Consider the following 14,234-nt stretch of genomic DNA (forward strand, 5'->3'; position numbering starts at 1 on the left):
AACCACCCAGAAATCTTGATTTGGTGCCTGCTGATTATGTTGGTGCATAAGTCCATACGTAGACGTTATGAAATTTCTTTACCTGTGTTTTGTCCTGTTGCCTTTGTGGGCCAATGCCCAGTTGGATACCGATGGTGGGCAACTATGTCAGGAGGGTAAGGTACGCGCCATGGGTCGCCTGGCAGCGAATCCAAGAGCACGGTTAGCGTATACCGGCGACACCACCATCGACGTTACGTACTATGGTCTCGACCTGCGCCTGACCCACACGCCTAACTACCTGCGCGGAGCTGCAACGATTGCACTCAAGAGCAGAGTTGCCAATCTTAATGCTTTTTTTCTTGATGTTAAACCTCAATTAACCGTTGATTCGGTCACGAGTGCCGGGCAACGGCTGACGTTTGTGCGGATAACGGACCGCGTCAGCATCACGCCCCCGCAGCCACTCAGCACCGGACAGGCCTTGACGCTGACGGTCCATTATCAGGGCAATCCGGCCAGTCAGAGCGGGTTTGGCAGTTTTGCCTTTTCAACGCACGGGCCAGCCAACGCACCCGTGATCTGGAGTTTGAGCGAACCCTACGGAGCCAGCGACTGGTTTCCCTGCAAGGATAGTCCCGCCGACAAAGCCGACTCGTCGGCGGTCAGCATTACAGCCCCGGCGCAGTTTGTTTCGGTCTCAAACGGCGTACTCGTCAGCACGACCGGCAACCTCAACTCCCGTACCTACCAGTGGCGTAACAGCTACCCAATCGCGCACTACCTGATCTCGGTAGCGATGTCGAACTACGAGCAGTACGATACGCCCTTTGCCTACGGCGGTCGCACCATGCCCGTTACGCACTACGTCTACCCCGAAACATTACCGGGCATCCGCGCCAACCTCGACCGCACGACCGACATGCTGCGCATCTTCTCAGACCGGTTTGGGCCGTACCCATTCCTGCGCGAAAAGTACGGCCATGCGCAGTTTGGCTGGGGCGGGGGTATGGAGCATCAAACCATTTCGTCGATGGGTGCCTGGAGCACCGGCCTCATTGCGCACGAACTGGCGCACCAGTGGTTTGGCGACAAAATTACCTGCCGCGACTGGCAGAACATCTGGCTCAATGAGGGGTTCGCATCCTATGCCGAAGCGGTGTATAATGAAGCTGCCAATGGCCCGGCCGGTTACACCATCACCATGAGCGGTTTTCTGAACCGTGCCCGGAATGCGCGGGGCAGTCTCTACGTCCAGGATATATCGAACGTGAACACGATCTTCAACAGCGACCGCACGTATGCTAAGGGCGCTACGGTACTGCACATGCTCCGGGGCGTGGTGGGCGATAGTACGTTTTTCCGCATTCTGCGTGCGTATACCGCCAGCCCAGCCGTGGCCTATGGCACAGCCGTAACGGAAGATTTTCAGGCCGTAGCCCAGCAAGTATCCGGACAAGACTTAAGTAATTTCTTCAGGCAGTGGATTTATGGCGAAGGGTACCCAACGTACCGGACATCGGTTACGGGTGGTGCATCCGCCAACACCGCAACGGTTCGGCTGGAGCAACGCAATACCGTTGCTTCTAATCCGACGTCGTTCACAATGCCCGTGCAAATTCGGGTGCAGTCGGCAACGGGCGATACAACCGTTACGGTGCTGAACGACCGAGCCGACCAGACATTTACGCTGCCTACGCGGGGACCTGTAACGGGGGTTGTTGTCGACCCTGACAACCGGATTCTGAAAACGGTAGAGTCAACGACGCTTGTCGTCACGGCCGTGGCAGAACCAGTACAGCGTTCATTGCGCGTTTATCCCAACCCAGCAACGGACGCACTGACTGTTGATTTTACGACTGCAAAAACGGGTTCTACGACGCTACAGTTGACCAACCTGACTGGTCAGCGGGTCAGGACATTGGGCGAACGCAGTCTTGCACCTGGCAGCCACACCCGAACTTTCAATCTGCACGGACTACCCGCCGGTCACTACACGCTGACGGTGCAAACCCCAGACGAGTCACAAAGCCGGGTAGTTCTGGTCCGGTAGCCGTTCGTTTCGTAGTTAGTCAGAGCAGGCCTGGCACCATCCGGCCGGTTATCCCTTCATAAACCGGACCAATACAGCTTCCAGCAGTAGAAACGCCAATGCGGCCAGCAGGAAGTATTTCCATAAACTTCTGCCTAAATTTTCCTGCTCCAGCACCTGCACAAAATCACCGTCCTGAACGCTGTCAAAAACTTCCACATTGGATTGGCTGGCAAAGGCCCGGCGCAGCTCGTCGGCCGAATAAAAATCCATCGCCGATTCCTGGTTACCATGATTAAACGCCAGCAGCCGCTCGGTTTTGCCTTGCCCGTTTTGTAATTCGTAGTAGCCTGCTTCGACTTCCTGCCCGGCGGCCAACTCGTTACTTTTGGGTATTTCGAGCAGCAACTGGTTGTTCACAATCCGCTGTACGGGAATAATTTCCAATTTACCCCGCTTCAATTTATACACGGCCCTCTCCGACGGGTCATTCACCGGCACCGTTATCAGGTTGTCGTCGAAGGAGTAGGCCGCGCGTTGCGCCCGAATGCTCAGGGCGGCCATTTTATACATGACCGGCACAAACAGCGCGTGTTCGGCCAGGTTACCATACTCACTCGCCAGTGGACTTGCCAGCACATATACCCGGCCCGGCGCACCCCTACCACCACCCGTTCGCGACTGCGTCAGCATTGGGCTACCGTCGCGTAGCGTCAACAGTCGATCACCTGCGTTCCAGCGCCAAACCGGCGCGGCCGATGGCATGTTGAGCGACTCCGACTGGTAACTCTGCTGGAATACATCGCTGAAGAAAGGGTTACGCCGGTCGGGGTCGGCAACGGGGACGGGCGAGGGCGCGGTGCCAGCGGTTTGGGGAATCGTCTGTAGACCACCCACGCCCAGCGCATTTAGAAATGGGCCGTAGGAGGCCAGGTCAGGATTGACAGGGGGAATAACCGTCAAACTACCGCCCTGACGAACAAAGCGTTCCAGTTCGGTCCGCAACGTGCCGTTTATCTGGCTAACACCCTCCAGCACAATCAGGTCTGTTTCCTTTAACTGCCCAACATCAAAGTTTTGGGCGTTGAAGCTCCGCCGAACAAACAAGCTGTCGTTAGCGTACACCGTCTGCACATAATCCGTCGGCGACTTCTGGCCAAACAAGTGCAATACCCGAACAGCGGGCGACGCTTCGATCACAAAGAAATATTGATTATCGAACGTTATCGGAAAATCCTCAAATACGATCCGGCCCCGGTGGTAGCCCTTAGTGGTAACGTTAAAGTTGAGCGACACGGTGGCCCCGGACGAACCGCCGGGCGGAATTGTTGCCGACGCCGTGGACGTTTGTGCATCATCCAGATACAATCTGACGGGAAGGTTTTTGACGTTCTCACGTCCACCGTTGGTTAGCCTGACGTTCAGGCTGTTGTTTTGCATTTCGCGAATGAACGGCGTGCTAAGCCAGACCGAATCGACGTAAATGTTGCGGGTAGGCTGCGCTTCCAGCGGCACAATAAACAGCCGGTCAGTAGTATCTATTTTAAGCCGGGATAAGTCGCCGACGGTACTTTTCTGAAAGTCTGAAAACCAGAAAAGCTGATTTCGTCCACCCGGATTGAGTGAACTGAGCAAGTTGCGCTGCCGCCGGTAAACCGTTTCGAGGGTCCGGGGTGTGTGGGCGAACCGGACGGCGGTTACGCGGTCACGAACCGATTCCGACGTGCCTGCCTGTTGCTCAGCCGCCGAAAAATCGTTGGTAAGCAGTTGCAGCGACGTAGCATTACGAAACAGCGTCAGCAGCTCATCCAGTTTACTGGTAGCCACATCGAGGTAGCGTTTTTCATTTCGCTCGTTCTGCATACTATACGAGTTGTCGACGTAAAAGCTCGTAACACCCTGCCTCGACAGCCCTAATTTGTTTTTGCTTGGAATGAATGGCTGCGCAAAAGCCAAGACCAGACACGCCAGAAAAAGGCACCGGCACGCCAGAATGAGCCAGTGCTTCAGCCGACGAAACGATTTGGTTTCGGTTTGTACAGTACGCAGCAGCGCCACGTTCGTGAAAAACACCCGGCGCGTCCGGCGAAAATTGAATAAGTGAATGGTAATTGGCACTGATATGGCCAGCAAACCAAACAGAAATGAGGGATACAGGAAATTCATTCAGGGGATTTCGACGAACGTACGTGCTTTACTAACGACCCGGCGCAGGTCTTTGGTTTCTCTCCGGCGTCGAAGTTAATCAGGGATTATGATTTCGTAAAATCGCTTCTGTTTTTCCAGCACATCGGTATACGTAATCGAGCCGGATTCGTCGCCGTAGGTGGTAATGTCGTCGATGGGCGTGTGACCAACAATCTGATGAAAGCCCGGCAAAAAGTCGGTACGGGTTTCATCTCGGTCGGCCCAAACCGGCCCGCTGAACGAGTCCATACCACCCCGTTTTGGCCCGACTTCAAACAAGAGGTTCCTGAACCGGAGTGACTGCCGATGCACGTCGTTGAGTAGGTTAGCTACGTTGACGGCAGGCGTAACAGGATGCTCATCGGGCTGTGTTTTGGCAAGCAACCGGGCAAACCATTGACGACTTACGCCCGCGTGCGTGAACAGATAAAGTCCTTCCTGATGAGCGATCTGAAACAGGTGTTCGTGTTCGGTAAATAAGGCACTCAAGGTTGGTTGCGACCACGCACGAAAGCCGGAACATCGGTAGTACGGAAAGTGCAGATACTGGGCGTCATGATTGCCAATAAGCAAGACAAATTTGCTTGGCTCCCGGCGTTTATGCTGAATGATTTCGCTAAGATTAGTCAGGATGGCATTATCATCAAAAACGAAACTATCCGTGTAGTCGCCCAGGAAAATAACGCGGTCGTAACTTGAGAAATCGACGTCTTTCCACACAGTTCTGCCGTGTAAATCGCTGATGGTAAGAAGTTTCATTCAGTATTCATTTACCTGCTAAGATACAAAAAAGGCCCCAATCAGTTTGTCTGATTGGGGCCTTACATTTCTGATTCAAGGACGCTAAACCGCTGAATTATTTACTTATTAAAGCGTCCGCTTCACTTCTTTCAACTCGAAGCTTTCAATAACGTCGCCCACTTCAATATCGTTGAAGTTCTTGATGCTCAATCCACATTCGTAGCCAAACTTCACCTCGCTAACATCGTCTTTAAAGCGTTTCAGCGCACTGATTTCGCCAGTATGAATGACAATAAAGTCACGGATAATCCGGATTTTATTGTTCCGTTTGAGGTTACCCTCGGTTACGTAGCAACCGGCCACCGTACCAACTTTAGTGATTTTGAACACATCCCGCACCTCAACGTTACCAACAATCACTTCTTCCACAGTTGGGGCCAGCAGGCCTTCCATGGCGTCCTTGATTTCATTAATCGCGTCGTAGATGATTGAGTAGAACCGGAGTTCGATTTGCTCCTGATCGGCCAGTTTCCGGGCACTCGCCGACGGCCGTACCTGGAAACCAACAACAACGGCATCCGAAGCTGACGCCAGCAATACGTCCGATTCCGAGATCTGTCCAACGGCTTTGTGAATGATATTCACCTGAATCTCTTCCGTCGATAGCTGTAGCAGCGAATCTGACAGGGCTTCAACCGAACCGTCCACGTCACCTTTCACAATCACGTTCAATTCTTTAAAGGTACCGATTGCCTTCCGGCGACCGATTTCTTCAAGCGTGATGTGCTTGCGGGTCCGAAGTGTCTGCTCACGCAGCAACTGTTCCCGTTTATTCGCAATTTCGCGAGCTTCGCGCTCCGTTTCCATCACGTTGAACTTGTCCCCCGCCTGCGGAGCACCCGGCAAGCCCAGAATCTGCACGGGCTGGGCCGGGCCCGCTTCTTTAATGCGTTCGCCCCGGTCATTGGTCATGGCCCGGATGCGACCGTAGTGCGCACCAACGAGCATAATATCGCCCTGGCGCAGGGTGCCATTCTCAACCAGAACGGTCGATACGTAGCCCCGGCCTTTGTCGAGCGAGGCTTCGATAACAGTCCCCAGCGCCCGGCGATCCGGGTTAGCCTTCAGTTCCATTAACTCGGCTTCGAGAAGCACTTTTTCGAGCAGATCGTCAACACCCATACCCGACTTCGACGAGATTTCCTGCGCCTGGTACTTACCCCCCCACTCTTCAACGAGCATGTTCATGGAGGCCAGTTCCTGCCGGATTTTCTCAGCGTCTGCTCCTGCCTTATCTACTTTCGAGAAGGCAAACACGATGGGAACACCCGCCACCTGCGCGTGGTTGATGGCTTCGCGGGTCTGGGGCATGATGCTGTCGTCGGCCGCAATCACGATAATAACGACGTCGGTGACTTTTGCCCCACGGGCACGCATGGCCGTAAAAGCTTCGTGACCCGGTGTATCGAGGAACGTAATCATCCGGTTGTCATTAGTTTTCACGCTGTAGGCACCAATGTGCTGCGTGATACCACCCGCTTCGCCAGCCGCCACTTTGGCCCGGCGAATGTAGTCGAGCAGCGACGTTTTGCCGTGGTCAACGTGACCCATGATCGTGACAATCGGAGCACGGTGCTGTAATTCATCCGGCTCATCGGCCACAACGTCAATACCCGCTTCGGTCTCGTCTTCGGCCGATATAAACTGAACATCGTAGCCAAATTCGTCGGCAATAACCGTGATCGCTTCGGCGTCTAATCGCTGGTTGATCGAAACGAACATACCCAGGTTTAAACAAACCGAAATTACCTCGTTGATGGATACGTCCATCAGCGACGCCAAATCGTTCGCCGATACAAACTCGGTCACTTTGAGTATTTTCGATTCGAGCTCTTCCTGCTCGGTCATCAACCGGCGGTCCTCTTCCCGCTGACTCCGGCGGTCGCGTCGACGGTCGGCACCCCGGTTGGGCGTATTACCCGACATGCGGGCATTTGTCTGCTGAATCGATTTTTTAACGTCGGCCTGCGTGGGTGTTTCCCGGCGACCACCCCGGTTGGCGCTGCTACCACCCCGGTTAGCATTGGTATTACCAGTGCCGGTGCCACCGCCCGGTCGGTTTCCACCGCCTGAGCGGTTATTGGCCGAGTTACCCGTGCCGCCCCGGTTGGCATTAGTGCCAGCCGCGCCGGTACCGGCAGGACGATTGATTGGGGTTGCATTCGCGTTACCGTTACCGGGAGGAGTTTGCCCCGCACCAGCGGATCGGTTCACATCGCGCTGACCGCCGGTTTGATTGCGGTCGCCCGCTGGCCGGTCGCCCTGAACCCGGTTAACGGGACCACGGTCACCCTGGCCATCGCGTGGCCCACGGGGGTTTGCAGAACCCTGACCCTGCGGTTGTCCGTTACCACCCTGAGCCGGTTGGTTGGTACTGCCCACGGCGCCCTCACGACCACCCCGAATGCGTTTGCGTTTCTTTTTATCGGCGTTACTGCCGCCCCCATTACCCTGACGTGGGTTGTTGACAGGCAGTTCAATTTTACCAAGTATTTTCAGCCCACCTAACTGGTGGCTACCCGCTGCCCGAATCGTTACCGATTCAACAGTCGGCTCGGCTGGCTCCGCCGGGGATTGAGGGACCGCTTCAGCCACCGGCTTAGGGTCAACGCTGTTGTGCTCCAACCTGGGTGCAACGGGCTGATCGACTACTGGTGCAGCCGGTTTAGGTGCTGGAGTAGAAGGTGTCTCCTGACGTACTGTGGGCTGAGTAGCCACAACCGGTGCGGGAGTAACAGGCGGCCCAGCTACGACCGGCTTTGGTGTTTCCGGTTTCGGTATGTCTGCTTTGGGCAAATCGGCCTGAACCGGTTTAGCCTCAATGGGCGGCATTGGTTTGGGAACCTCCACCGGACTAACAGGCGTGTCGTTTCGGTTGACCGGGATTTCTGGCCGGCTGGGCGAACCTACCACATCAGGGGTCGTGTGACCTTCTGACCGGGGGGGCTGCACGACAGCGGGCTTTGGTGGCTCCGTTGGGGAAACCTCGGCTGGCTTCACATCCTGCGGAACCGGCGCTTTCGCTACCGGAACGGGTTGTGGAGCCGGTTTAGGGTTCAAATCAATTTTACCCAAAACCGTCAGGCCCGGCAGGCCGGTGGGAGCCGTCTGCGGAGCTGGTTTTGGATTGACCGGGGCTGGGGCGTCTGTCCGCGCCGTTTCCGTACGGGGGGCCTCCGGTTTAGTATCGACAATTGGACGTCTGGCGTCATCACGACGGTACATCACGACATCCTCCTCCTGACGACGCGGTGGCTCGGCAACTGCAACTGAGGGTTCAGCCCGGCGAGCTCCGTTCAGGAGTTCCGTAGATTTATACTCCTTCGCTAATACCTCCAGTTGTTCGGTACTGATTTTGGTATTAGGGTTAACTTCAACCTTAAACCCTTTGGCAGACAGACTACCCGCAACAGAGGAAAGCCCTTTGTTGAGGATTTTTGCCACTTGGCTTAGGCGCATTGACTTATCTTCTGCCATATGTTCGATCTATAATCGGCAAATCTACTGGTTGTTGATATAGGATGAACAACACTCGCAGCAATAAAAATCCCTCACTAATTGAATGGATAATGAATAATGTAAAATGGATAATGATTTGCGATTGATAGCATTATCCATTTTACCGCACGGGCGGCCCCGATTTTCATTCAGTATCACTCAAACTCCTGCTTCAGTATGTTCAGCACTTCTTCTACCGTATCTTCTTCGAGATCGGTGCGCCGAACAAGTTCTTCTTTGCTGAGCGCCAGCACACTCTTGGCCGTGTCGAGACCCACCTTCCGCAGTTCCTGAATCATCCACGAATCAATTTCATCGGAGAACTCCATCAGGTCAACGTCTTCATCATCTTCCTGACCTTCATTGTCGCGGAACACGTCAATTTCCATGTCAACTAACCGACCGGCGAGTTTAATGTTCTGGCCACCCTTTCCAATTGCCAGCGACACCTGATCGGGTTTAAGAAACACCGATACGCGCTTGGCTTCGTGGTCGATTGTCATCGAACTCACCTTAGCCGGGCTGAGAGCACGGCTGATGAGCAACTCCAGATTTTCGGTGTAGTTGATAACGTCGATGTTCTCGTTGCCCAACTCCCGAACAATACCGTGAATCCGTGATCCTTTCATGCCTACGCATGCACCAACGGGGTCAATGCGGTCATCATAGGATTCAACGGCTACTTTGGCCCGCTCGCCCGGCTCCCGAACGATCCTGCGAATCGAAATCAGACCGTCGTATATTTCCGGCACTTCAATCTCAAACAAACGCTCTAAAAATACGGGCGATGTGCGCGACAGTACGATTTTAGGCGTACCGTTGACCATCTCGACGCGGCTGATTACGGCTTTTATCGACTCACCTTTCCGATACCGGTCTTTCGGAATCTGCTCCGTGCGGGGAATGCTCAACTCGTTATTCTCCGTATCGACCAGAATGATTTCGTGCTTGAGCAACTGGTAAACTTCGGCCGAAACCAGATCGCCAACCTGGTCTTTATATTTTTGATAAAGGAGTTCTTTCTCCATGTCCTTTATCTTCTGGATCAGCGTCTGGCGGGCGGTTTGCACCACCCGACGGCCAAAGTCGTCCAGCTTAACTTCCTCAGCCACTTGCTCGCCTACCTCGAAGTCGTCCTGAATTTTCCGGGCTTCGGCAAGGGGAATTTTATCGTAGTCCCAGATATCTTCCGAATCGTCGTCCACAATTTCGCGCGTCCGCCACATCTCCAGATCACCGCTTTCGGCGTTGATGATAACATCGAAATTTTCGTCGGTGCTGTATTTTTTACGAATCATTGTCCGGAAGACTTCCTCCAGAATAGCAATCATGGTTGGCCGGTCAATATTTTTCGACCGGGCAAAATCGGCAAACGATTCAATCAGTAAGGCACTGGTTGTCGTTTTAGGGTCGGGCTTTAGTGCTGGGCTCATTGGTTGTTGGTGTTACAGCGCACCGCCATGAATCAACTGAAAACATGAGGTCGCAAACTTATTTGAATACTACGTCTACGGAGGCTTTCTTAATCTGCGCGAAGGAGATTGGCGTAGGGCCAACCGGGACTTCAGCAGTCAGCAAGGCTTCTTTCTTCTTTTTGGTCTTCGATGTTTTCTCCGGTTGAATATCGAGTACAATATGATCTTCAGCCACCGTTTCCAGACGACCTTTGCGAGTTCCCCCATCCACCAGCGTAACCGTTAACTGACGACCAACATTGCGGACGTACTGCCGCTTGAATGTCAGTGGAAAATCGACGCCCGGCGACGAAATTTCGAGCGTAAATGGGAATTCGCCAAAAAAATTCAACTCATCCATCTGACTACCCAACCGACGACTGATTTGGGCACATTCCTCAATAGTAATACCCGTATCGCTGTCTAACAGAATAGTGACTTTAATTCGACCACCCTGCCGTCCAACTATTTGAAGATCAACAATATACAGTTGATCATTGTTCAAATACGGCTGAAGCCATTCAGTAAGTTGTGCTTTATCGTCCATGAGGCCGGGAAAACAAAAAAGGGAGTTCGACTCCCTTTTTTCAGCAACGCCATACAGTTTTCGTACCACAAAGATAATACATTCCTGTCTCATCGCAAGCTCGCCTACTGAACCCGATGCGGGCTTTCCAGCCATTATGCCTTAGTTTTGGCCCGGAACGGGGCGTCTTTCCCGCTCGATGACAACGGTATGGCGATACGGGCACGAATTGGCCAGTTGATTTCTTTCTTTTTTCGGTCGTTGTTGTGGTCAGTCAACTTAGTACTGGTTGTCTACACGCTGTTGGGTTACTGGCTGGTTTATAAACTACCCACTGAACACTGGTTGGCAGGTATGATTACAATTACCATACCGGTTGCGTGGCTGCTGAATATAGTACTGGTATTACTCTGGCTGGTATCGCGTCCCTGGCGGAGCTGGCTATCGGCGACGACGCTGCTGCTTGGTGTTGTCTTACTGGGTTCGCGTACGTTCACCTGGCATAACCCCGATGAACGATTACAGGGGAGCATACCGCTGAAAGTTTTTAGCTACAATGTCCTGTCATTTGGTTTGGAAAATTATTGGCAGCACTACGGCAGTTCGCCCCGCGTTCGGCGAACCATCAACTACGTACTGCGCTATGACGCTCCAATTAAATGCATTCAGGAGCTTCACACCTCAACCGAAATTGCCGACTACGACGTAATTCGCCGGTTTCGTCAGGCAGGATACCGCTATTCGGTACTGCTGCATCCTGAGGTGGCTAACAGCCGGGGGGGACCCGCTGGCGCGGCTATTTTCTCAATCTATCCCATTATTCACTCCGGGCGTGAACCATTCGACGGCGCAAACGGAATCGTCTGGGCCAACATCAAAGTGGGTAACGATACGGTTCGGGTCATCAACGTCCACCTTCAGTCGATGGGCATCCGGGTGGGCCGGGTACTGAGTCAGGATGAAATAACTGGTGTTAAGCAAGAGACCCACGGAGTGCTGAGCGCCTTACGGTTTGGCTTTGTCGAACGGCGGGCGCAGGTTCAGCGGGTCTTGCGGCACGTTCGGGAGAGTGAGTTCCCCGTAATCGTCACCGGCGATCACAACGACACGCCATACAGCGTTGTTTACGAGCAAATGCGCCGGGCTTTACCCAGCAGTTTTGAAGATGCGGGGCGGGGCTTTGGCTTTACCTACAACCGCCTGCCGGGTTTTATCCGAATCGACCACCAATTCTACGACCCGAATTTAACCATTCTCAATTTTGAGACAATCAATCAGGTAAAATACTCCGATCACTACCCAATTGTGGGGACGTACCTCTTGAAGTAATGAAAAGTGGTTAATGTATGACGAACAATGAAGTTGTGGTGACCTTCATTGTTCATCATACATTAACCATTTTTCATTAGCTTACGGATGCGCGTTTACCCACACTTCGCCATCGGTGAAAATTTCCTTTTTCCAGATGGGCACAGTCTGTTTGATCGTGTCAATGATGTATCGACAGGCGTCGAAGGCGTCGGCCCGGTGGGCAGTAGCAACGCCGATCAGAACGGCAATCTCACCGATGCGTAACGTTCCGGTCCGGTGGATAACCACGCAGCGCAAAACGGGCCAGCGGGCAGTAGCATCGGCCACAACCTTCTGCATTTCGCTGAGGGCCATCCGGTCATACGCTTCATAATCGAGTCGATCAACGGGGCGGTCCTGGGTGTTATCGCGAACAACGCCGAGAAAAAAGTCAATGGCACCCGCCTTCGCCGACTGAAGATGCGTTAGGGCCGAAGCAACGTCAATCGGGTCTGTAGTAAGAGCAATCATAATGCAGTCAATCAGTTAGTCAGTTGATCTGTTGGCGAGTTAGTCAATGCTGATACCGGTTTCACTTACCGACTCACCAACTGACTACTTATTTTACCCTCCGCTAACGGGTGGAATAACAGCGATTTCGTCTCTATCGGTGAGAAGCTGCTCCGATTCGGCATACTCCCCATTGACAGCGATTAGTAATGACCGAATGCCGGTCAGCGCAGGGTAGCGTTCGTGCAATTGACTCAGCAAATCGCTAACACTGACTCCTTCGGTAAAGGGGATAGAAACGGTGGTCTGACCCGTCAGGTCGCGGGCGATACCGAAAAGCAGGACTGGGATAGTCGAATGCATATGAGCCAAGATGAGTTGAGGTTATTTGTGAATAAAAACCGACTGCAACGCCGTTGGGTTCGACAGCGGTAACGTATAAACCAAAAAGTGCCACTGTTGTGAACAGTGGCACCAACTATCTGACGGCAACGAGTCGACGTCTATTTTGAGTTATCGAGCTTACGTTCGGCTTTTTTCAACTTCCGATCTGTCTTGTCCAGCGACCGGTTCGTACCATCTTTAACATCTTCTTGGGTGTTTTTCGCGGCTCTCGAAACTTTACGACCTGCCCGCTTAGTACCATCTTTCACGTCATCAGCCGTATTTTCGGCTGCATTTGACACTTTCCGGGTTGCCTTATTCGTCTCGCGACCTACCTTGTCGGCGGCGGCATCAGCGGTTTGGCCTGCCTGACGAGTAGTTTCCTTAACGTTCTCTTTAGTATCCTGTGCAATCGTTACGCCGATAGTGAAAGCCAGCGCAGCCGCCAATGTCATTAACTTTTTCATGATAGTTGAGTGTTTGAATGTTTCGGGTGGTAAACACGCAACGGATGGAATTGTTTGCGGCTGAGTTAGTAAGGCGCTTGCAATCACTTGTGCTTGAACACCTTCACTTGATACACGTACTCCTGCATGCGCTTGATCTGCTGCTTACGAGGCAGGTTAGCCAGCATGTTTTTGTGACTTAACCGCAAGGGCTGACCTTTCAGTGAATCGGCGGGAATACCGTTGATCGCCTGGAGCAGGTAATTGGTTTTAACCGCAAAACTAACCCCTTCCGATGTCGTTTGCTTTCCGCTGATGATGCCAATTACGTTTCCTTTCTCGTCGAGGAGTGGGCCTCCCGAATTGCCGGGATTTACGCTGATTGCCACCTGATAGGCTATCGAGTCACCCCGGTAGCCCGTTCCCGAACTGAGGTAACCTTCACCATACACAATCTCTTCACGTGGGTAGCCGAGGGTAAACACCCGTTCGCCGAGGTCCGACGTTCGGGCGTCGAAATTATACGGAACCGGCGGCATGGAGCGAAATGCACTGTCGTCACACAGTTGTAAAATGGCCAGATCATGAACCTGATCCGCGTGAACGAGACGGGCTTTGTACACCTCCCCCCTGGCACTCTGAATGTAGACCGAGTCGGCATCCCGGACAATGTGATTGTTGGTCACGAAGTAACCGTCGGGGGTGAGCATAAAACCCGAACCCGATACTTGCGCCGGGTTGGCATTCAACGCCCGACCACGACCGGTGATGTCGCTAATGAGCCTTTTCTGCGAAGACTTAACGGCCTGAATCTCCTTACTTAGCTGGCTGTACTGCTGTTCCTGCTGACGATGTCCCTGCACGTAGGAGCGGTACAGGAAAATGGAGCCAAAGGTAGTAATCACGGCCACCGATGCGGCAACAGCAAGTGTGGTGCGGTACGTACGCCAGAGGGAACGGATCTGCCCCGTCTGCTCCATATCGGACTGATACTGATCCGCTTCCTGCCGCACGGCATCCATGTCGACCTGACTCTGAATGACCGCCAGTTTGCGCCGGAAACGAATTCGCTCCCCGTAGGCTGTCAACGCCTGGTTAATAGATTGATCGTCGTTCGCTTCCATCCT

Annotated in this window: 11 protein-coding genes; 2 read left to right on the forward strand and 9 right to left on the reverse strand. The window is 53.3% G+C overall.

The annotated features are described in order from the left end of the window. Window positions 1–67 precede the first annotated feature (67 nt). On the forward strand, window positions 68–2,032 hold the full coding sequence (locus ACYVHB_RS23995) for a M1 family aminopeptidase (protein WP_461054349.1): 1,965 nt from the start codon (window positions 68–70) through the stop codon (window positions 2,030–2,032). A 48-nt stretch (window positions 2,033–2,080) separates the two neighbouring features. On the opposite strand, the gene ACYVHB_RS24000 is transcribed toward ACYVHB_RS23995, so the two are convergent. The 5 genes from ACYVHB_RS24000 to ACYVHB_RS24020 all read right to left on the reverse strand — a co-directional run bounded on the left by ACYVHB_RS24000 (window position 2,081) and on the right by ACYVHB_RS24020 (window position 10,498). Then, window positions 2,081–4,177, reverse strand: coding sequence for a BatA domain-containing protein (locus ACYVHB_RS24000; protein ID WP_461054350.1), 2,097 nt, complete (start codon window positions 4,175–4,177; stop codon window positions 2,081–2,083). A 75-nt stretch (window positions 4,178–4,252) separates the two neighbouring features. Beyond that, window positions 4,253–4,957 carry a metallophosphoesterase gene (locus ACYVHB_RS24005; protein WP_461054351.1) on the reverse strand — a complete coding sequence of 235 codons (705 nt, stop codon included), beginning with the start codon at window positions 4,955–4,957 and terminating at the stop codon, window positions 4,253–4,255. Window positions 4,958–5,065: 108 nt separating this feature from the next. Further along, window positions 5,066–8,476, reverse strand: coding sequence for a translation initiation factor IF-2 (gene infB / locus ACYVHB_RS24010; protein WP_461054352.1), 3,411 nt, complete (start codon window positions 8,474–8,476; stop codon window positions 5,066–5,068). Between the two features lie 176 nt (window positions 8,477–8,652). Next, the gene (gene nusA, locus ACYVHB_RS24015; protein WP_461054353.1) at window positions 8,653–9,930 is read right to left on the reverse strand and encodes a transcription termination factor NusA; all 1,278 of its coding nucleotides are present in this window, start codon (window positions 9,928–9,930) and stop codon (window positions 8,653–8,655) included. Window positions 9,931–9,988: 58 nt separating this feature from the next. Then, complete coding sequence (locus ACYVHB_RS24020; RefSeq protein ID WP_461054354.1) at window positions 9,989–10,498, reverse strand: ribosome maturation factor RimP; 510 nt, start codon at window positions 10,496–10,498, stop codon at window positions 9,989–9,991. Window positions 10,499–10,831: 333 nt separating this feature from the next. Here ACYVHB_RS24020 and ACYVHB_RS24025 point away from each other — a divergent pair, with 333 nt between their 5' ends. Further along, window positions 10,832–11,806, forward strand: a complete 975-nt coding sequence (locus tag ACYVHB_RS24025; protein WP_461054355.1) for an endonuclease/exonuclease/phosphatase family protein — start codon at window positions 10,832–10,834, stop codon at window positions 11,804–11,806. A gap of 81 nt (window positions 11,807–11,887) precedes the next feature. Here ACYVHB_RS24025 and ACYVHB_RS24030 read toward each other — a convergent pair whose 3' ends face one another. The 4 genes from ACYVHB_RS24030 to ACYVHB_RS24045 all read right to left on the reverse strand — a co-directional run bounded on the left by ACYVHB_RS24030 (window position 11,888) and on the right by ACYVHB_RS24045 (window position 14,231). Next, entirely contained in the window at window positions 11,888–12,298 is a 411-nt protein-coding gene (locus ACYVHB_RS24030; RefSeq protein WP_461054356.1) for a molybdenum cofactor biosynthesis protein MoaE, read from the reverse strand. Window positions 12,299–12,391: 93 nt separating this feature from the next. Beyond that, window positions 12,392–12,640 (reverse strand): MoaD/ThiS family protein, encoded by a 249-nt coding sequence (locus tag ACYVHB_RS24035; protein WP_461054357.1) that lies wholly within the window; start codon window positions 12,638–12,640, stop codon window positions 12,392–12,394. A 140-nt stretch (window positions 12,641–12,780) separates the two neighbouring features. Beyond that, window positions 12,781–13,128 carry a hypothetical protein gene (locus ACYVHB_RS24040; protein WP_461054358.1) on the reverse strand — a complete coding sequence of 116 codons (348 nt, stop codon included), beginning with the start codon at window positions 13,126–13,128 and terminating at the stop codon, window positions 12,781–12,783. A gap of 83 nt (window positions 13,129–13,211) precedes the next feature. Beyond that, the gene (locus ACYVHB_RS24045; RefSeq protein ID WP_461054359.1) at window positions 13,212–14,231 is read right to left on the reverse strand and encodes a S1C family serine protease; all 1,020 of its coding nucleotides are present in this window, start codon (window positions 14,229–14,231) and stop codon (window positions 13,212–13,214) included. Window positions 14,232–14,234: the final 3 nt, after the last annotated feature.

It is taken from the genome of Spirosoma arcticum (assembly GCF_054779955.1).